This window comes from Nonomuraea guangzhouensis, assembly GCF_019396345.1.
GTDB lineage: Bacteria > Actinomycetota > Actinomycetes > Streptosporangiales > Streptosporangiaceae > Nonomuraea > Nonomuraea guangzhouensis.
Genome location: NZ_JAHKRM010000025.1, coordinates 145,367 through 163,421, shown reverse-complemented (window position 1 = coordinate 163,421; position 18,055 = coordinate 145,367). Strand labels below are relative to the sequence as shown.

Below are 18,055 nucleotides of genomic sequence, written 5' to 3'. Positions count from 1 at the left end.
AGGAGGCGACATGTCAGCGACGACGGAGCAGGACAACTGGCGGCACTGCAGCAAGTGCTTCGGGCTGTGGTGGAACGGGTCCCCCACGAACGGGGTGTGCCCCGCCGGTGGGGCACACGACGGAACGGGATCGAGGAGCTGGAACTACTACTTGCCCGCCAACCCCGCCGAGCATCTGTGACCTGAAAGGGAAGGCCCGGGCGAGCCCGCCCGGGCCTTTCTCATTTCTGCTTGGCGTGCTTGTCCTGCCAGATCTCCACGCCCGTGTCGTCGTAGCCGATGACCTGGAAACCTTCGCGGTAGATGTCGCCGGTACGGTCATACATCCCCGCGAACAGCTTGACGTCGAGGTGCCACGGGTCCGGCTGGGTGTCTGCCGACACGGACCGGCCGTCGGCGAAGACCAGGGTGACCCGGGCGGTCTTCGCGCTGGCGAGGCCGAACCAGCGCTTGCCGTGCTCGTGCAGCTCCACGGGGAACTTGTTGCCGCCGAGGTCGGTCATCAGGTGGCCGGGGTCGACGATATCCAGGCCGACAACCTGTCCGTCCAGCTTCCAGAGCAGCTCCTCGCCCGGCACCTTGTAGAGATCCACGGAGAGACCTTCTGGCATCCGCACGGCAGGACCGATCGGCTCGGCCTCGGTCTCGGGGAAGAAGGCGGGTTTTCTGGGGAACCGTGACTTCGTCCGGCCCTCGGCGTCCGCGAACTCGAACGTCGTCACCGCCTTGCCCGCGGGTGCGGACACGGTCCAGATGCTCTGGGGAGCCCCTTTCGGCCGATGAATCGTCCCGGTGACGCGGTCGCCACCCTTGATCACGGCGGTGACTCGGGCGACCTCGGTCGGCGCGGTTCCGTAGTACAGCACCACGCCCGTGGACGGTGCTGGGAACGACTCGGTCGAGCCCTGCTCAGTGGCCTTCCGGTCGTCGATCGGCTCCCCGCACCCCTCGTTGCCCCCGCCGTTTCTGCTCTCGTAGGCCCGGCAGAGGACCGTTCCGGTCTTTCCCTTGGCGTACCAGATGGTCAAGGGCCGCTGCTCGGACGGGTTGTCGATCACCAGGCGATCACCCATTGGGGTCTTGTCGTCCATGACGCCCGGAATGCGGTGGTGGGGGTCGATGGTCCCGGTCGCGACGCTGTCACCTTCCTGCCCGCCGGCGGTCGTCAACGTGAGCGGCACGGCCACCGCGGCGACGGCCACCGCCGCGACGAGCGCCTGCCTGCGCGTCCTGCGCTGTCGCGACCGCGCCACGACGTGGGCACGCAGCTCGGAGGGCGCCTTCGGCGCGTGCTCGGCGGCGTGGCCGAGCGTCGTCCGCAGGCGGGATTCCAACTGATCGGTCACCGGGAGCTCCCGTCGATCTCTGAGGGATGGGGTACGGCGGAACGGAGCTTGGCCAGGCCGAGCGACGCGTGGCTGCGCACGGTGCCCCGGGAGACGCCGAGCACGTCGGCGATCTCCGCGTCGGTCAGGTCCTCGTAGTAACGCAGCACGAGCACGGCTCGCTGCTTGCGCGGCAGGGCACCGAGCGCCCGCCACAGGTCCTCTTCGATGCCGGAGGGCAGCACGTCGAGCTGGGCGGTCTCGGGCAGCGCCCAGTCGAGCCGCTCGCGCCTGCGCAGCCGCCAGATGCTGATGTGCAGCCTGGCCATGATCATCCTGGTGTAGCCCTCCGGGGCCTGCTTCTGGCGCACCCGCGGCCAGGCGCGATGCAGCCGGATCAGCGCCTCCTGGGTGAGGTCGGCCGCGTCGTGCGGGTTGCCGCTGAGCAGGTATCCGTAGCGCAGCAGGGCATCGGCCCGTTCCGCGACGAAGTCCTCGAAGCGGGATATTTCATGCAATGGCCTGTGCCTTTCCTTGGTCCGTCACGAGATAGACGGACCAGGCGCCCGAACTGTTGAACGCGGCTCAGGCGTCACGGTGCGTGCGAGAATAGTGAAGAAACGTTTTCTCAGGAGCTTGGATCTATGGCAGACGACGCGGCCGGGCGGCTCACGTACCGCAATCCCATCCTCAACGCCGACTGGCCCGATCCCGACGTCATCCGCGTCGGCGAGACGTACTACCTGGTCACGTCAAGCTTCAACCGCGCGCCGGGGCTGCCCATCCTGCGCTCACCGGACTTGTTGCGCTGGGAGTTGATCGGGCGTGCGCTGCCCGCCGTGCCGCCGGCGGAGCGGTTCCTGGTGCCCCGGCACGGCGGCGGGGTGTGGGCGCCCTCCATCAGGCATCACGACGGCCTGTTCTGGATCTTCTACCCCGACCCTGACCAGGGCGTTCACGTGCTGACCGCGACTGACCCCGCGGGGCCGTGGTCGGCGCCCCACTTCCTGCTCCCCGGGCCGGGCGTGATCGACCCGTGCCCGTTCTGGGACGACGACGGGCGCGCGTGGCTGGTGTTCGGATGGGCGAAGAGCCGCAGCGGCATCAGCAACCGGCTGTCGCTGGTGGAGATGACGCCCGACGCCCGCGAGATCATCGGCACGCCCGTCACCGTGATCGAGGGGGACGACCTGCCCGGCTACTCCACGCTGGAGGGGCCCAAGATCTACAAGCGCGACGGCTGGTACTGGATCTTCGCTCCCGCCGGTGGTGTCGCCACCGGCTGGCAGTCGGTGTTCCGGTCACGGTCGCTGGCGGGGCCGTACGAGGATCGCATCGTCCTGGAGCAGGGTGACACGCCGGTCAACGGGCCGCATCAGGGGGCGTGGGTGACCTCGCCGGAGGGCGAGGACTGGTTCCTGCACTTCCAGGACCGTGGGGTGTTCGGGCGGGTGGTCCACCTGCAGCCGATGCGCTGGGGGGACGACGGGTGGCCGGTGATGGGGGCGGGCGGACGTCCCGTTCTGGAGCACCCGGTGCCGGCGCGTGTCTCGGGGGCTCAGACGGGGGATCCCGTGAAGCCGCGGCGGGACGACGACTTCCGTGCGGGGGAGCTCGGGCCGCAGTGGTACTGGCAGGCTAATCCGGTGCCTGGGGTGCTGCGCTTGGACGGTGACGGTCACGCGAGACTGCGTGCGGTGCCGACCGACCCGGGCAATCTGCGGGACCTGCCTCAGGTGCTCGGGCAGCAGCTGCCCGGGGTGGCCGCGCAATTCACCACCACCCTCCGGTTGGCGGCGGATGAGCCGGGGACTCGGGCCGGGGTGGTCGTGCTCGGTGCCTGTTATGCGTATGTGGGGCTGGTTCGCGACGGCGATGGGGTGTGCGTCGAGGTGCGGACGTACGAGGCGGGTGATGAGGGTGAGGTGACGCGGTTCAGCGCGCGGCTGCCCGATGAAGTCGCGACCGTCGGGCTGCGGATCTCCTCCGATGACAACGGAATCTGCACACTGCGGTTCCGCCACGCCACCGCTACCGACTCCGACTCCTCAGCCACCGCCCCCGCCCCCGCCCTCGCCACCGGCGCTGGTGTCGGTGACAGTGCTGGCGATGGCTGGGTCACTGGCTTCGAGGGGTTCCGGGCGGAGCAGGGGCGCTGGATCTCGGCGGAGCTCGGCCTGTTCGCCACGGCCCCGCCCGGATCGGCGGGTGAGGGCACGGCCGTTTTCGGCCCGGTGACCATCCGCCCCCGCTAAAGGCCACTCTCCGCAGCCAGGCCCCACGCGTCAGGGGGCGGGGGCGGGACCCGTGCTGCCGCGGACCTCGATGCGTGGGCGGAAGCTGAGGTCGTGATCCGGCTTCTCGCCGCTGAGCAGCGCGTGCAGCCGCTTCCACGCCTCCTCGCCCAGCTCGACGACCGGAACCGACGCGGTGGTCAGCGGCGGCGTCATGTACTTCGCAAACGGGATGTCGTCGAACCCGGTCAGCGACAGCTGCTCCGGCACGCGTACGCCGCGCTCGTTCAACGCGCTGAGCAGACCCATCGCCACAAGATCGTTGAATCCGAGCACCCCGGTCGCCCCCGACGCGATCACCGCGTCCGCCGCGGCGTGCCCGTGCTCGAACGTGACGCCGCACGGGATCCCGATCACATCGGCGTCGGGATGCTCGGCGCCGAACCGGGCGAGCCCGCTGAGCCGTTGGGTGTTGGACGCGCTGTCGGGATTGCCCTCCAGATAGGCGATCCGGCGGTGGCCGAGCTGGTGGAGATGCCGGGCGAGCGGCTGGATGCCCGCCTCGTAGTCGGCGGTGAGGGTCGGCGCCAGGACGTACGGGCTCTCGCGGTTGATCAGTACGACCGGCGCCAGCTCGGGCAGCAAGGCTCTGAGCTGGTCCTCCGGCATCCTGGGCGCGCAGAGCACGATCGCGTCGCAGCAGCGGCGTGCCTCCGAAGCCAAGGTGGTCTCCTCGCCGGCCGTTTCCAGCGAGTCGGCCACCAGTACGTGGTAATTGTCCTTGGCGGCGGCGCGGGTCAGGCCGCGCAGCACGCTCTGGAAGGTCGGATTCTCCAGGTCCGGCACCATGATGGCGACCCGCTGGGTGCGGCCCAGCACGAGAGAACGCGCCAGCGGGCTGGCCGAGTAGCGCAGCTCGGCCGCCACGGCGCGGACTCGCCCGGCGATCTCCGGGTCCACGTGGTGGTTGCCGTTCATCACCCGGGACACCGTCGAGATGGAGACTCCGGCCTGTTTCGCGACCTCGATAATGGTCACCGGCCGGCCGCTCGCGCTCCTGGCCATGCGCCGTCCTTCTTCGGGCAACTCGCTCGGGATGTGGGTGAGAAAACCTTTTCAAAGAGGATATCCGCAGCCGGGGCGATCTGTCGCCGCCTCCGGAGGTGCCTCGCCGGCGATCGTGAGGACGATGCATGATTTCCGAATGATGAGGATCGAGACGCCATGGGGGCCATGGGAGGCTGCGCCGCTCGGCGAGGTCGTCGCGCTGATGCGGGGGCTGGCGGTGCCGTGGTGGGTGGCCGGTGGGTACGCGATCGAGCTGGCCGTAGGCCATGCCTATCGCGAGCACGGGGACGTGGATATCGCGCTGCTGCGCCGGGACCAGCTCGCGATGCGGCGGCTGCTGGACGGCTGGGACGTCCACGCCGCGGTCGTGCCCGGGACGCTACGGCCATGGGCGCTGGACGAGGTGCTGCCCGAGCAGGCGCACGACATCTGGGTACGCGAGCATCCGGACGGGCCATGGCGGTTCCAGCTCATGCTGGACGAGGCCGACGGAGCGGAATGGATTTACCGGCGTGATGCTCAGATCCGGCGCCCGCTGGCCGGGCTGACCGTGGAGGAGGACGGTTTCCACCGGCTTGCCCCCGAGGTGCAGTTGCTCTACAAGTCCAGGGGCCTACGGCCGAAGGATGAGGCCGATTTCGAGGCGGTCCTCCCGGTGCTGAGCGACGAGCAGCGGCGCTGGCTGGAGGGGGCGTTGGCGATCGAGCACCCCACACATCCCTGGCGTGAGCGCCTGCGCCAGTGACCGTCAGCCGCGAGCGAGGACGGCGCGGGCGGCCGCGCCAGTGACCGTCACCCGCGGGCAGGACGGCGCGAGCGGTCGTGCCAGTGACGGTCAGCCGCGGGCGAGGGCGGCGCGGGCAGCCGCGAGCTGCTGGTCCTTGGTCGCCTGCAGCGCCTTGAACTCGGCCGGGTGAGCGCTGACGGCGGCGTCCTGGATGCGTTTCTCCGCGGCGGACCAGATGGCGACGAGGCCGGTCTTCACCTTGCACCGCACGTCGGCCTGCGCCGCGCGGATCTCCTCCGGGGAAGCGGGGCCGTCCTTCATCCACCGCTCGTCGGTGATGGCGGCGAGCGGAGCGGCGTACTGCCAGCCTTGCTCGCGCATGCACGTACTCCAGGCCTGGAAGACCTGGACGACCTTGGGATCGCGCTGGGACTGGTTGAAGGTCTCCGAGATGAGCCTGTTGAACAGGGCCTCGTCGACCTGCGGGGTGCCCTGTTCCAGGTGGGCCCGCGCCTGGCCCAGACAGCCGTCCTTCTCGGCGGACGCGGCCCGCTGTTCCGTCGCCGACAGGCTACGCGCACGGCTGTCGCGTGCGGCGGCGCGCTGGGCGACCGTGGGGCGGTCCGGCGGGGTGTGATAGCCGAAGAGGCGGGCTATCTCCGGTTCGACGACGCCGTAGCGGCGGCGGTTCTGCGGCTCCAGGTCCTCCGCCGCGCTGGGCGGCAGCTCCGCCCACGCCATGCCTCGCTGCCGCATGCAGTCGCCGATGAGCAGCTCCTCGGCGCGATCAAGGATGCTGATGTCCGACGCGGAGAAGTTGTACCGGTCGAAGGGGATCGAGAGCTCGCGCGCCTCCACCCCCGGCGGCGGCACCGAGACCTGCGGTTCCGTCGCCGCCGCCGTCGAACAGGCGGCTGTCGCCACGGTCAGGAGGACCCCAACCGCTCCCCACAGCCGAACAGACACTCTGATTCCTCCGGGTTACGGGTACCTGATGGAGCTGGTCTTGTTGTCGAACCCGTTGTTCGTCAGGTCGCCGTCCGAGGAACTCGGCTTGGCCGCGTAGCCGTACGCGCCGGAGCAGTTGGCGGAGTCGTAGAACTGCACCCTGGCAGCGGTGTTGTTCCACATGGAGCTCGCCGCGTTCTTCACCTTGAGCGCCTTGTAACACAGGTTCCAGCCCTCGAACATGAAGTTCTCTTCTGCGCCCTTGAACTTGTCGTGCTCGTACAGGCAGAAGTCCAGCTAGCAGGGGCCTGACGCCCGGCTCGTCTCGGCCTGCGCGGTGGAGCCGACTCCCACCAGGCCGGCCAGGACCAGCGCCACCATGCCGACGCTGCGCACCGTCGCTCGCTTCATGGACACCTCATTCTCGTGGCACCGAAATTGTTAAGATCATAGTCAGGTCCGGGCCATCCAGCGGTCAGTCGTGCGGATCCCGCCGACGGGCCGACTTGACTCGGTTTGTCTGGCGATCAGGACGTCAGGTGAACGCCTCCAGCCCCGCGACCACGCCTCCGGTCAGCAGGCCGACGATCGGGATCAACGGGCTGCCCTTGAGCGCCGCCACGGCGTGGAAGCGCAGGTCCCGGTACTCCCGCATGTCCTCAGTGCCCGGTAGCACCAGCAGGCGGGGGCGCAGTCCGGCGAAGACGATCCAGTCGAGGACCACCAGGTCGTACAGGGACAAGGTGAGGAACATGAGCGCGCCCGCCACGGCAGCCGGACCGAAGCCCAGGTCGGTGCCGAGGTCCGCGCGCAGGCGCAGCATCGCCGCGACCGTCAGGGGCACGCAGCACACTCCCCAGAAGAGCACTCCCACCCAGACCGCCACCCGGCGGCCGCGCGCGCTCTTGGGCTTGGCGTAACGCTCCTGGATGGCCGGCGGGTAGTCGTTCAGCAGGAAGTCGCGGCTGGCGAACGCCCCGGCGAAGATCGCCACGGTGAAGAGCACGCTCATCACCAGGCCGAACCCCACCCCGTATCCGACGACCAAGGACCACCGCATGACGTTTCCTCCTTAGTAAGGGTCGCCTAAGTGTGATGGGGGAGTCGCCTTAAAGTCAACGGTGTGTGAAGTTCAAGGGATCCGGCTAGCATGGCCCGGTGCCCGCCCGCCGCCGACGCCCCGAAGCTCGCCTGGGCCGGCCCACGCTGACCAGGGAACGGATCGCCCGCGCCGCGCTACGCGTCCTCGGCCGGGCCGGTCCCACGGAGCTGACCATGCGCAATGTCGCCGCCGACCTCCAGGTCTCGCCGCGCGCGCTGTACAACTACGTGAGCGACCGCGACGACCTGCTGCGCGAGGTGATGGCGATCTGCCACGCCGACCGTCCCGAACCGAGCCTGGATCCGGGGCGGTGGCGCGAGAGCCTGCGCCAGTACTGCCTCGACCTGCGCTCCTGGTACCGGGCGCACCCCGGCCTGCTGGCGCTCGCCCACGCCGAGAATCTCACCCACCTGGCCGCCCCTGGCCTGCTCGACGCCGACGACGCGCTGGTGGGCTTCTTCCTCGAACTCGGGCTGAGCCCGCAGAACGCCTACCGCGCCTGGACGATCACCGTGCTCCAGGTGGCCGGGTTCGCCGAGGTCTGGGACACCTGGCACGACCGCCCGCCTGCCGGGCTGGTCCCCGCCGCTGTGCCACTCATCCCTCCAACGCCACCCGCCGACCGGCCCGCCGACCGGCCCGCCGACCGGCCCACCGACCGGCCGTACGTCGAGGTCGCGCGTATTGAGAAGCCGTCCACGATGGAGCCGCCTGCGGGGGGACCGTCTGCGGAGAGGCCGGATACCGAGAGGCCGGATACCGGGAAGTCGGGCGGCGGAAGGTCGGGCGTCGGTGGTCTGGCCGCCGAAAGCCGGCCGCACCTGCGGCGGATCAGCGAGGAGGCCACGGTGGAGCCACCGGACGTCCTGTTCGAGTCGGTGGTGGCGCTGCTGTTGGCCGGTATCGAGGCCGCCCTTCTCCGTCCGGCCCGCGAGGCCGACGCACCGCACTGACGCTGGTCAGTCGCCCCGGCCACGAACGCCACCAGGGCCGTCAGACGGTCCGTTCGGGGGTGCCGGTCAGCCGTCTCGGCCGTCAAGCGGTCCGTTCAGAAGCGTCGGTCAGCTCTCCGTGGTTCTGGCGCCGGTGTGGCAGCTGATCTCCATGCCGTCCTCCACCGGAAAGGCGACGCTGACGTACCCGTTCGCCGGATCGCGTACATAGTCCAGGTAGTCGGCCATGGACGGCATCGTGATGTCGTCCGCCACCACCAGCGCCCCCGGCGACAGGCGGGGCTCCAGCAACCGGAGAACCGGCAGGCACAGCTCCTTCCACCCGTCCAGCAGCACCAGCCCGATCGGCCCCGGTACGTCGGCGAGAGTGTCCAGGGCGTCGCCCGCCAGGATCGTCACCAGGCCGCCGAGCCCGGCCTCATCCAGGTTGGCCCGTGCAGCGGTGATCTTGGTAGCGCTCATCTCGGTGCTGAACACCTGGCCCGCGCCGTTGTCCGCGACCGCGGCGGCCAGATAGAGGGTGGAGATCCCGTACGAGGTGCCGAACTCCACGACGGTCGACGGACGACCGGCCCGGACCAGCGCGTAGAGCAGGTCGCCGCCCCGCGCGGAGATCGGCAGGTAGTGGGCCGCCAGCGCGTCGGCGCGTTCCTGTGCGGTGGCGGTCGCCAGGGAGCCGCCGGGGATGGGTCCGTGCGGTGTGTCGTCGTCGTGATCCGCCGCGGCGAACAGCCGGTCGAGCACGGTACAGACCAGCGAAGAGCGCAAAGTGTTGGGCATGGCCGAAAGACTAGACTTACCGTTGCGTCTTGTCTAGCGGGGAGGTGTGTGGTCGTACGATCGGGAATGTGGAGAAGCGTGAGCTGGGCAGAACAGGCAGGCAGGTCGGCGTGGTCGGCCTCGGGGCGTGGCAGTTGGGCGCCGACTGGGGTGAGGTCGGGGAGGACGAGGCGTTGGCGACGCTGCACGGCGCCGTCGACGCCGGGGTGACGTTCATCGACACCGCCGACGTGTACGGCGACGGGCGCAGCGAGCGCATCGTCGGTCAGCTGATCAAGGAACGGCCCGGCCTGACGGTGGCCACCAAGATGGGCCGCCGGGTGCCGCAGGAGGTGTCGGCCTACGCCCTGGACAACTTCCGGGCCTGGAACGACCGGTCCAGGAAGAACCTCGGCGTGGACACCCTCGACCTGGTGCAGCTCCACTGCCCGCCGACTCCCGTCTATGCGAGCCAGGCGGTCTACGACGCGCTCGACACCATGGTCGAGGAGGGCAGGATCGCCGCCTACGGCGTGAGCGTGGAGACCTGCGCGGAGGCGCTGACCGCGATCGCGCGGCCGAACGTCGCCAGCGTGCAGATCATCCTCAACGCCTTCCGGCTGAAGCCGCTGGAGGAGGTGCTGCCGGCCGCGATCAAGGCCGGGGTCGGGATCATCGCCCGCGTTCCGCTGGCCAGCGGGCTGCTGTCGGGCCGGTACGACGAGCACACCCACTTCGCCGACGACGACCACCGCGCGTACAACCGGCACGGGGAGGCGTTCGACGTCGGCGAGACGTTCTCGGGGGTCGAGTACGACACCGGGCTACGGGCAGTGGCGAGGCTCAAGCCGCTGGTGCCGGAGGGGATGACGACCGCCCAGTTCGCGCTGCGGTGGATCATCGACCAGCCCGGTGTCAGCGTGGTGATCCCGGGGGCCCGGGACGCGCGCCAGGCCGCCGCCAACGCCGCCGCGGCCGGGCTCCCCGCGCTCACGGAGGAGACCCGGGCGGTGGTCACCGCCGTCTACGACGAGCTGATCCGCCCGCAGGTCCACCCCCGCTGGTAAGAAACCATCGCTGGTAACAAACCACCGCTCTCCGGGGCCACCGCCGCCCGCCGTCCGACCCACGCGGTCCGACTCCCGGCGGTCCGGATTCGGCCGCCCGACTCCCGGCGGTCCGACTTCCGGCGGTCCGGTTCCTGGCGGTCCGGCCCCGGCGGTCCGACTTCCGACGGTCCGACTTCCGACGGTCCGGCTCCGGCCGCCCGACTCCCGGCAATCCGGCCCCCGGGCCCACGAGCCACCGTGGTAAGTGCCGCGGGAATACGAAGAGCGGAGGTCCGGGCCGCAGAAGCAGGGCGAGCGGAAGCGGGAGCCCGAACCACGCAGACCAAGGCCGCACGAGCCCAGAGAGCGAAGCACGGACTGCGGGAGCCCGGACCACGCAACCAAGGGGGCACGAGCCCAGAGAGCGAAGCACAGGCTGCGGGAGCCCGTCCATGCAGGCAGGAGCCGAGGGGTTACTGCTGGCCGGGACGGCGGGCCGGGGTGGGAGCCGGGCCGGCGGTGCCGTCCGCGAAGCGGCCCGGCCGGAACGTCGCCAGCAGCGCCGACTCCTCGCCGAACACCTCGCCCGCCACCTCCTCCATCAGCAGCGGCGCCAGCGTGACCCCGCTGTGCGTGGCCACCGTGTACACCCGCCGCCCCGCATCCGCGAACCCGGCCACGGTCAGCCCATCACCAGGCATCGCCCGCTGACCAACGACCGCCCGCTCCACCGCCGCCCCCTCGGTCGCGCGCAGCACATGCGGCAGCAGCCCCATGATCTCGTCCAGGACCTCGCCCGGCACGGCGGTCGCCGGGTCCGCCCGGTCGTCCAGGTGCAGGGACTGCAGCAGCACCCGGCCGCCGCCATCGGGCCGCAGGTTGAGCCCGGCCGTGTGGAGCACCCGGGACAGCCGGGCGGGCAGCGGCGCGGTGGTGACCAGGAACCCGTTGGTGATCTTGCCGGACACCGCCGGATCCAGCATCGGGATGTCCACCCCGGCCAGCGCCGCCACCCCCTGCGTCCAGCGGCCGGCGCAGGTGACGACGACGTCACAGACGAAGGTACGCCCGTCGGTCAGCGTCACCTTCGCACCCGCCGCCGTCGTGTCGATGGCGGTGACCTCGGCCCCGCACTTGACCGTGGCCCCCCGGTCCCGCGCCTCGCCGAGCAGCCGCCCGAGCAGCCGCGCCGGCTGGACGTAGGCTTCGACGGGGAAGAACACGTACTCGGTGCCGGCGGGCGGCGGCACCAGGTCGGGCTCCAGGGCCCGTGCCCGCCCGGCGGTCACCCGCTCGACCGGGTAGCCCATGCCGATCAGCCGCCGCACGCGCTGTTCGAGCAGCTCGCGATGCTCGCCGCCCACCGCGTACTCGAGGTTGCCCGTCGGGAAGAACCAGTCGCCCGAGCCGCCCGCGAGCTGGTGGTGCGCCCACACGGCGGCGTGGTTCAGGTCGAAGTACGCCTTGGGCGTCTTGTTGTTGGCGTTGATCCAGGCCACCGACGTGGACGTCGTACCGGATCCCGGTGTACGTGCCTCCAGGACGGTGACCTGCGCGCCGCGCCGGGTGAGCCCGGCCGCGATCGCGGATCCGACCACCCCCGCACCGATGACGACGACTCGCACATTGACTCCTCTCGGTTGGGGACGGCTCAGTGATTCTGTTCGGCGTCGGCGCCGAACAGCCGGGCCACGCCGACGAAGCGTTCGATCACGACGACCGCGACCGCGGCGAACAGCACCATCAGCGTGCCAATGGCCGTGACCGTCGCGGGTCGTAGTCGTTTGGCACACAAGAAGCGTGCCCGGCACCGAGGGGCGCCGGGCACGCGGGGGAGAGGCGTCGTCAGCCCGTTCGGAGGGTCAGTCCGTACGTGCTGAGGATCTCGTTGACCGGCTGGAAGTAGGTCGTCCCGCCGCTGGAGCAGTTGCCGGAGCCGCCAGAGGTGACGCCCTGGGCCTGGCTGCCGGAGATGAACGGGCCGCCGGAGTCGCCGGGCTCGGCGCACACGTTCGTGCGGGTGAGGCCGGTGACGGTGCCCTGGGCGTACCTTACGGTGGCGTTGAGCTGCTGAACGGTCCCGCAGTGCCAGCCGGTGGTCGAACCGGAACGGCAGATGGAGGAGCCGACGCCGGCCGCGGTGGAGCCGCGGACGGTGACGTTCGCGCCGCCGGAGCCGCGTACGTACGGCGTGGCGGTGTTACCGGGGGCCGCGACCCAGGAGTAGTCGTTGCCGGGGAACGAGTAGCCCTGGAAGGTGCCCGTCGGGTTGGTGGTGTTGGCGGCGACCCGGCAGTGCCCGGCGGAGACGAAGCCGGGAGTGGTGCCGCGGGTGATGGCGAAGCCGACACTGCACCGGGAGGAGCCGATGTAGTAGGGGGCGCCGCCGATGATGTTGATGAAGGTCTGTGGCTGCTCGCTGGAGACGGTCACGCGGACCGCGTTCCGGTCGACGCCGGAGGCGGCGGCGAGCGCGTCACCGGCCGCTTGCTGGCCGGCGACGATGACGACGCTGTTGGTGGTCACGTCGATGTACCACAGGGACGCGCCGGCCTTGGCCTGGTCCGACGCCCGGTCGATCTGGTCCTTGACCGCGGTGAGCTGGGCCAGCGTCCGCGATACGAGTACGGGTTGCGCGCCCTTCGCCTCGATGGCGGCGGTGGTGGCGGGGTCGGTGGTGGCGACCAGGAGCTTGGAGGCGTCGCCGTTCAGCCAGGCTCCGCCGAAGGCGGTGCCGAGCGAGGAGGTCAGGGCGGCTTCGGTGGCGGCCGCGCGCTGCTCGTTCGCGAGGCGCGTGATGACCTGCTGTTCGGACAGACCGAGGTCACGTTCCAGGGAGTCGATCACGGACGGCGGGGTCGAGTCCGAGGGGACGGGAGTGGGCGATGCCGCGGCGGGGGTGAGGGGGGTGGTGGCCAGGCAGGCTGCCACGATGGTGGCGCCTAAGAGAGGCCAACGCTTACTCCGCATGTGCACTCCTTTGTGGGGGTGCTTGTCAAGCTAGCGGTTGCTAGGGATTGGCATAGATGGCAAACGACCCCTATCACGGTGGTATGGCCCCCGGCGTCCGGTCAGCCGCCCAGGCCGCGGATGATGAGGTCGATCGCCGTCTCGAAGGTCCGGTCGGCCTCCCTGGGGTCCTGGCCCTGCCCGATGTGCCCGGCCGACTCGGCGAACACCAGGCCGGTCACGAACCCGTACAGCACGTCCGCCGTCCGCCGCAGCTCGCTCTCCGGCACTCCCACGGTCACCAGGATCGAGAACAGTACGTCCCACAGTCCGCCCGTCCGGCTGGCGATGATCTCCGGATGTGAGTGGACGTAGCGCCACATGTTCGGGTGGTCGCGCGACAGCGAGCGGTAGGCGTGCGCCAGCAGGCGTACCCGTTCCCGCCAGGGGAGATCCTCCCCCGGCAACTCCATGCGGAGCCCCTGCGAGGCGCAGATCTGCGAGATCAGCGCCGTCTTGCTCTCCACGTGGTGGTACAGCGACATGGGATTGACGTCGAGTTCGGCGGCCAGTTTCCGCATGGACAGCCCTTCCACGCCGACCTCGTCCACCAGGCGCAACGCCATGTTGTAGATCTCTTCGGGGGTCAGCGGGGTGCCCCTGCGCGCGCTCACTGCCATACGCCGTATGGTAGCGTCTGCCATACGGTGTATGGCTACCCCATGGGAGTACGCAATGAGAGAGATCCCCGCCCCACGAGGGCTCCCGGTCTTCGGCAACGCGCTCCAGATCCCCTCGCATTCGCCCATCGCCTACTTCGAGCAGGTCGCGCGGGCACATCCGGAGGGCATCTTCCAGCTCGACCTGATCGGCCGCCGGATCGTGGTGATCCACGATCCGGACCTGGTGGCCGAGGCGTGTGACGAGACGCGCTTCCGCAAGGAGATCAACCCGCCCCTGTCGATCGTCCGCGACTTCGCCGGTGACGGGCTGTTCACCGCCCGGCCGGACGAGCCCGTCTGGGGCCATGCGCACCGGATCCTGATGCCGGCCTTCAGCCAGCGGTCGATGAAGGCGTACTACCCGCAGATGCTGGAGGTCGCCGAGCAGCTCGTCGAGTCCTGGGCGGGACGGCCGGGGCAGGATCTGCCGGTGGCCGACGACATGACCCGGCTCACCCTCGACACGATCTCGCTGACCGGGTTCGGCTACCGGTTCGACTCCTTCGACTCGCCGGAGCTGCACCCGTTCCTGACCGCGATGGGCGGCGCCCTGACCGAGGCGATGCTGCGCAACCAGCAGCTCCCCGTCGTCACCAAGCTCAAGCGTAAGCAGGAGGTCGGCTACCGGGCCGACATCGAGCTGATGCGCGAGCTGGTCGACGACGTGATCAGGCGGCGCCGCGCGGAGGGCGGCGCGGCCACGAAGGACCTGCTCGGCCTGATGCTGGAGGCGTCCGACCCGCAGACCGGCGCCCGGCTGTCCGACGAGAACATCCGCAACCAGGTCCTCACCTTCCTGATCGCCGGGCACGAGACCACCAGCGGCCTGCTCTCCTTCGCGCTGTACAACCTGCTGCGCGACCCCCACACCCTCGCCCTGGCCTATGACGAGGTCGACCGGCTGCTGCCGGGCGACGAGCCGCCGTCCTACGAGACGGTCATGAAGCTGGACGTGATCTCCCGGATCCTGGAGGAGACGCTGCGCTCCTGGTCCCCGATCCCGGCCATCAGCGTGAACGCCATCGAGGACACCACCCTGGGCGGCGAGTACGCGGTGCCGGCGGGCACGCCGGTCGTCATCCTGCTGCCGTCGCTGCACCGCAACCCGAAGGCGTGGGAGCGCCCCGACGAGTTCGACATCGACCGCTGGCTGCCCGAGAACAAGCACCACCACCACCCCGCCGCCTACAAGCCGTTCGGCAACGGCGAGCGGGCCTGCATCGGCCGCCAGTTCGCGCTCACCGAGGCCAGGCTGGCGCTGGCGATGGTCCTGCGCCGCTTCGCCGTCTCCGACCCGGCCGTCTACAAGATGAAGATCAAGCAGACACTCACCCTGAAGCCCGACGGGTTCACCGTCCGGGTCCGCGAGCGCCGGCCCCACGAGCGCGCCGCCGTGCTGGAGCAGCCGGTCGAGGTGGCCGAGCAGCAGGACATCGCCGTCACCGGCGTCGCGCTCACCATCGCCTACGGCTCCAACCTGGGCACCTGCGCCGACATCGCCGAGCGGCTGGCCGAGCGCGCCGGGCGGGCCGGCTTCGCGACCACGCTGACCACCCTCGACGAGCTCGACCCGCCCAGTGACGGGCTGCTCCTGGTGGTCGCCTCCTCCTACAACGGCAAGGCGCCGGACAACGCCCAGCGCTTCGACGCGCTGGCGGAGCTGCCCGACCTGTCGGGGGTACGGCTGGCGCTGCTGGGCTGCGGCAACACCCAGTGGCCCACGTACCAGGACTTCCCCCGCCGCGCCTTCGCCAAGCTGACGGCGGCCGGTGCCGTGCCCCTGATCGAGCGGGGCGAGGCCGACGCCGACGGCGACTTCGACGGCGACGTGTCGGCGTGGACCGCCAAGCTGTGGGCGGCGACTGCGGAGGAGTACAGCGCCTCGGCCGCCGACGCGGGGCCGCGCTACCAGATGGAGGTGCTCAGCGAGGCGGAGGTGCGGCCCTCGGTCGTCTCCGCGCGGGCGTTCCCGCTGACCGTGGTGTCCAACGAGGAGCTGACCGGCGACCCGGCCGGGCTGTGGGACTTCTCGCTGGAGGCGCCGCGGCCCGGCGTCCGGTCGATCGTGGCCAGGCTGCCCGAGGGCGTGACCTACTCGGCGGGCGACCACGTGGCCGCCTTCGCCAAGAACGACCCGGAACTGGTGGAGTGGGCGCTGCGCTGCCTGCGCGTCCCCCGCGAGCAGGTGGTACGGCTGCGCACCAGCGGGGCCACGCACCTGCCCGTGGACACGCCGGTGACGGCCGGGCTGCTGCTGACCGAGTTCGCCGAGCTCCAGGAGGTGGCCACCAGGTCGGACCTGGAGGCCCTGGCCGCGCACACCTCGTGCCCGTGGACGCGCGGCCAGCTCGACGCGCTGACCACCGACTACGCCGACGAGATCCTGGCCAAGCGGGTCTCGCCGCTGGCGCTGCTCGACCGCTTCCCGGCGATCGAGCTGCCGCTGCCGGTCTTCCTGGAGATGGCCGGGCCGATCAGGCCGCGCTACTACTCCGTCTCCTCCTCGCCGCTGGCCGACCCCGGGCTGGTCCGGATCACCGTCGGGCTGGTGGAGGGGCCCGCCTGGTCGGGCAGCGGCGAGTACCGCGGGATGTGCTCGGCCTACCTGGCCGGGCTGGCTCCCGGAGAGACCTTCTACGGCTACATCCGGGTGCCCGCGCCGCCGTTCCGGCTGCCCGAGGACCCCGCCACGCCGGTGGTCCTCGTCGGTCCGGGCACCGGGTTCGCGCCGTTGCGGGGGTTCCTGGAGGAGCGGGCGCTGACCGGGGCCACCGGGCGGGCCGAGGTGTTCCCCGGGTGCCGCCATCCCAAGCACGACTGGCTCTACCGGGCCGAGGTGGAGGACTGGGCGGCGGCTGACGGGGTGCACGTGAGCATGGCCTACTCGGCGGTGCCCGGGCATCCGTACCGGTTCGTGCAGGACGCGGTCGCTGCGCGGGCGGACGAGGTGTGGGAACTGCTGGAGGCGGGGGCGCACGTGTACGTCTGCGGCGACGGGCTGCGCATGGCGCCCGCGGTGCGGCGGGCGTTGCTCGCGATCCACCGGGACAAGACCGGTGCGGACGGAGCGGGCTGGCTGGCCGCTCTGGAGGAGCAGGGCCGTTACCAGCAGGACGTGTTCGCCTGATCCGGGTTCCGCTGATCTCCACGCTCTTGGGCGCCGCCTGCGCAAAGCCGCAGGTGGCGCTGGGCGAACCTTTATCGTCAATGCCGGATTAGCGGTCGATCCTTGGATATAACCGCAGCATGCATGACATATGCGTGGAACATGCTGGAAACCTTCCGCGGGCACTGTGAGAGCCTCTTGAAAGGGGGCGGGTCATGCTGCTCAGAGTGAGGGTGTCGCTGCCGGACCGGCCCGGGGGCCTGGGCCAGGTCGCGCGGGCGCTTGGCGCGCTGGGCGCCGACATCCTGCAGGTCACCGTGCTGGAACGGGAGACGGGCCGGGCGGTGGACGACTTCACGGTGTCCTGGCCGGGGACGGTGACCGCGGACGAGGTACGCGACCGGCTCTCCGCGGTGCCGGGCGTACGCGTCGAGGGCGCCTGGCCGACCAAGGACATACCGGGCGCGGCACCTGACTACGACCTGCTGATGCACGTCGCGTCGGAGCCGTCGCGGGGGATCGCGACCCTGGTGGACGCGTTGCCGGGGCTCTGCGGCGCGGAGTGGTCGCTGGCGCTGGCGGGTGACGTCGTCCGCCATGCCAGCGTGACCGCGCCGGCGGTGTTCGCACTGTCCGAACCGCCGCCGCTCAGGGCCGCCACGCGGGCGGCCGACGATCTGCGGCTGATGCTGCTGCCGGTGGCCACCCATGGGCTGCACGTGGTCGTCGCACGGGCGGAGGGGCCGCATTTCCACCGCGCCGAACTCGAACGCGCGGCCCGCATCGTCGCCGTCGTCTCCAAACTCTCCCCTGTGCTCCCCACACCGATCTCCGAAGTCGGCCGGTGACCGCTCCCTGCCGGCAGACCTTCTGATCAGCGGCCGGGCCCTTTCTGTGGTCGGCCGCTGATCGGCGTTTGGGGGGCGACCTTTTCTGTGGTCGGCCGCCGATCGGCGTCTCTGGCGGCGGGCCTTTCCGCTGATCGGCGTCTTCAACGACAAGCCCTTTCTTGTACGGCCGGCCCGGTGGACCCCACCCGCCGTACAGGGCTGAGGTCTGTCCAGGGAAACGCTCCTCCGGTGGGCGGGGCCGGGGTTTTCGACGCGCGTATTC

At 70.6% G+C, this 18,055-nt stretch carries 17 protein-coding genes; 7 read left to right on the top strand and 10 right to left on the bottom strand.

The window, feature by feature from the left end:
* The first annotated feature begins 10 nt into the window (after positions 1 to 10).
* Entirely contained in the window at positions 11 to 181 is a 171-nt protein-coding gene (locus tag KME78_RS42770; protein WP_219535242.1) for a hypothetical protein, read from the top strand.
* A gap of 40 nt (positions 182 to 221) precedes the next feature.
* On the opposite strand, the gene KME78_RS42765 is transcribed toward KME78_RS42770, so the two are convergent.
* Both KME78_RS42765 and KME78_RS42760 read right to left on the bottom strand, forming a co-directional pair.
* Positions 222 to 1,346 (bottom strand): hypothetical protein, encoded by a 1,125-nt coding sequence (locus KME78_RS42765; protein ID WP_219535241.1) that lies wholly within the window; start codon positions 1,344 to 1,346, stop codon positions 222 to 224.
* A complete protein-coding gene (locus KME78_RS42760) occupies positions 1,343 to 1,843 on the bottom strand; it encodes a SigE family RNA polymerase sigma factor (protein ID WP_219535240.1) in 501 nt (166 codons plus the stop codon). The genes KME78_RS42765 and KME78_RS42760 overlap by 4 nt, the downstream gene beginning before the upstream one ends.
* Positions 1,844 to 1,969: 126 nt before the next feature.
* Here KME78_RS42760 and KME78_RS42755 point away from each other — a divergent pair, with 126 nt between their 5' ends.
* On the top strand, positions 1,970 to 3,580 hold the full coding sequence (locus tag KME78_RS42755) for a glycoside hydrolase family 43 protein (protein WP_219535239.1): 1,611 nt from the start codon (positions 1,970 to 1,972) through the stop codon (positions 3,578 to 3,580).
* A 30-nt stretch (positions 3,581 to 3,610) separates the two neighbouring features.
* Here KME78_RS42755 and KME78_RS42750 read toward each other — a convergent pair whose 3' ends face one another.
* Entirely contained in the window at positions 3,611 to 4,624 is a 1,014-nt protein-coding gene (locus tag KME78_RS42750) for a LacI family DNA-binding transcriptional regulator (RefSeq protein ID WP_219535238.1), read from the bottom strand.
* A gap of 139 nt (positions 4,625 to 4,763) precedes the next feature.
* On the opposite strand from KME78_RS42750, the gene KME78_RS42745 reads away from it, so the two are divergent.
* The gene (locus KME78_RS42745; RefSeq protein WP_219535237.1) at positions 4,764 to 5,372 is read left to right on the top strand and encodes a nucleotidyltransferase domain-containing protein; all 609 of its coding nucleotides are present in this window, start codon (positions 4,764 to 4,766) and stop codon (positions 5,370 to 5,372) included.
* Positions 5,373 to 5,462: 90 nt separating this feature from the next.
* Here KME78_RS42745 and KME78_RS42740 read toward each other — a convergent pair whose 3' ends face one another.
* The 3 genes from KME78_RS42740 to KME78_RS42730 all read right to left on the bottom strand — a co-directional run bounded on the left by KME78_RS42740 (position 5,463) and on the right by KME78_RS42730 (position 7,362).
* Entirely contained in the window at positions 5,463 to 6,320 is an 858-nt protein-coding gene (locus KME78_RS42740) for a hypothetical protein (protein WP_219535236.1), read from the bottom strand.
* 15 nt (positions 6,321 to 6,335) lie between these two features.
* Entirely contained in the window at positions 6,336 to 6,587 is a 252-nt protein-coding gene (locus KME78_RS42735) for a peptidase inhibitor family I36 protein (protein ID WP_281429028.1), read from the bottom strand.
* Positions 6,588 to 6,837: 250 nt separating this feature from the next.
* Complete coding sequence (locus tag KME78_RS42730) at positions 6,838 to 7,362, bottom strand: hypothetical protein (protein WP_219535235.1); 525 nt, start codon at positions 7,360 to 7,362, stop codon at positions 6,838 to 6,840.
* Between the two features lie 98 nt (positions 7,363 to 7,460).
* Here KME78_RS42730 and KME78_RS42725 point away from each other — a divergent pair, with 98 nt between their 5' ends.
* Positions 7,461 to 8,357 carry a TetR/AcrR family transcriptional regulator gene (locus KME78_RS42725; protein ID WP_219535234.1) on the top strand — a complete coding sequence of 299 codons (897 nt, stop codon included), beginning with the start codon at positions 7,461 to 7,463 and terminating at the stop codon, positions 8,355 to 8,357.
* A gap of 108 nt (positions 8,358 to 8,465) precedes the next feature.
* Here the strand turns inward: KME78_RS42725 and KME78_RS42720 are convergent, their stop codons facing one another.
* On the bottom strand, positions 8,466 to 9,137 hold the full coding sequence (locus KME78_RS42720; RefSeq protein WP_219535233.1) for an O-methyltransferase: 672 nt from the start codon (positions 9,135 to 9,137) through the stop codon (positions 8,466 to 8,468).
* A 68-nt stretch (positions 9,138 to 9,205) separates the two neighbouring features.
* Between KME78_RS42720 and KME78_RS42715 the strand changes: the two genes are divergently transcribed.
* On the top strand, positions 9,206 to 10,183 hold the full coding sequence (locus KME78_RS42715) for an aldo/keto reductase (protein WP_219535232.1): 978 nt from the start codon (positions 9,206 to 9,208) through the stop codon (positions 10,181 to 10,183).
* Positions 10,184 to 10,638: 455 nt separating this feature from the next.
* Here the strand turns inward: KME78_RS42715 and KME78_RS42710 are convergent, their stop codons facing one another.
* From KME78_RS42710 to KME78_RS42700, 3 genes are all read right to left on the bottom strand, one after another.
* Positions 10,639 to 11,790 carry an NAD(P)/FAD-dependent oxidoreductase gene (locus KME78_RS42710; RefSeq protein ID WP_219535231.1) on the bottom strand — a complete coding sequence of 384 codons (1,152 nt, stop codon included), beginning with the start codon at positions 11,788 to 11,790 and terminating at the stop codon, positions 10,639 to 10,641.
* A gap of 220 nt (positions 11,791 to 12,010) precedes the next feature.
* Positions 12,011 to 13,135: a S1 family peptidase gene (locus KME78_RS42705; protein WP_246653144.1), complete on the bottom strand. Its 1,125-nt coding sequence runs from the start codon at positions 13,133 to 13,135 to the stop codon at positions 12,011 to 12,013.
* 101 nt (positions 13,136 to 13,236) lie between these two features.
* On the bottom strand, positions 13,237 to 13,794 hold the full coding sequence (locus KME78_RS42700; RefSeq protein ID WP_219535230.1) for a TetR/AcrR family transcriptional regulator: 558 nt from the start codon (positions 13,792 to 13,794) through the stop codon (positions 13,237 to 13,239).
* A gap of 55 nt (positions 13,795 to 13,849) precedes the next feature.
* Between KME78_RS42700 and KME78_RS42695 the strand changes: the two genes are divergently transcribed.
* Together KME78_RS42695 and KME78_RS42690 are read left to right on the top strand one after the other, a co-directional pair.
* Positions 13,850 to 16,963, top strand: a complete 3,114-nt coding sequence (locus tag KME78_RS42695) for a bifunctional cytochrome P450/NADPH--P450 reductase (protein ID WP_219535229.1) — start codon at positions 13,850 to 13,852, stop codon at positions 16,961 to 16,963.
* Between the two features lie 194 nt (positions 16,964 to 17,157).
* Positions 17,158 to 17,790 (top strand): ACT domain-containing protein, encoded by a 633-nt coding sequence (locus KME78_RS42690; RefSeq protein ID WP_219535228.1) that lies wholly within the window; start codon positions 17,158 to 17,160, stop codon positions 17,788 to 17,790.
* Positions 17,791 to 18,055 lie beyond the last annotated feature (265 nt).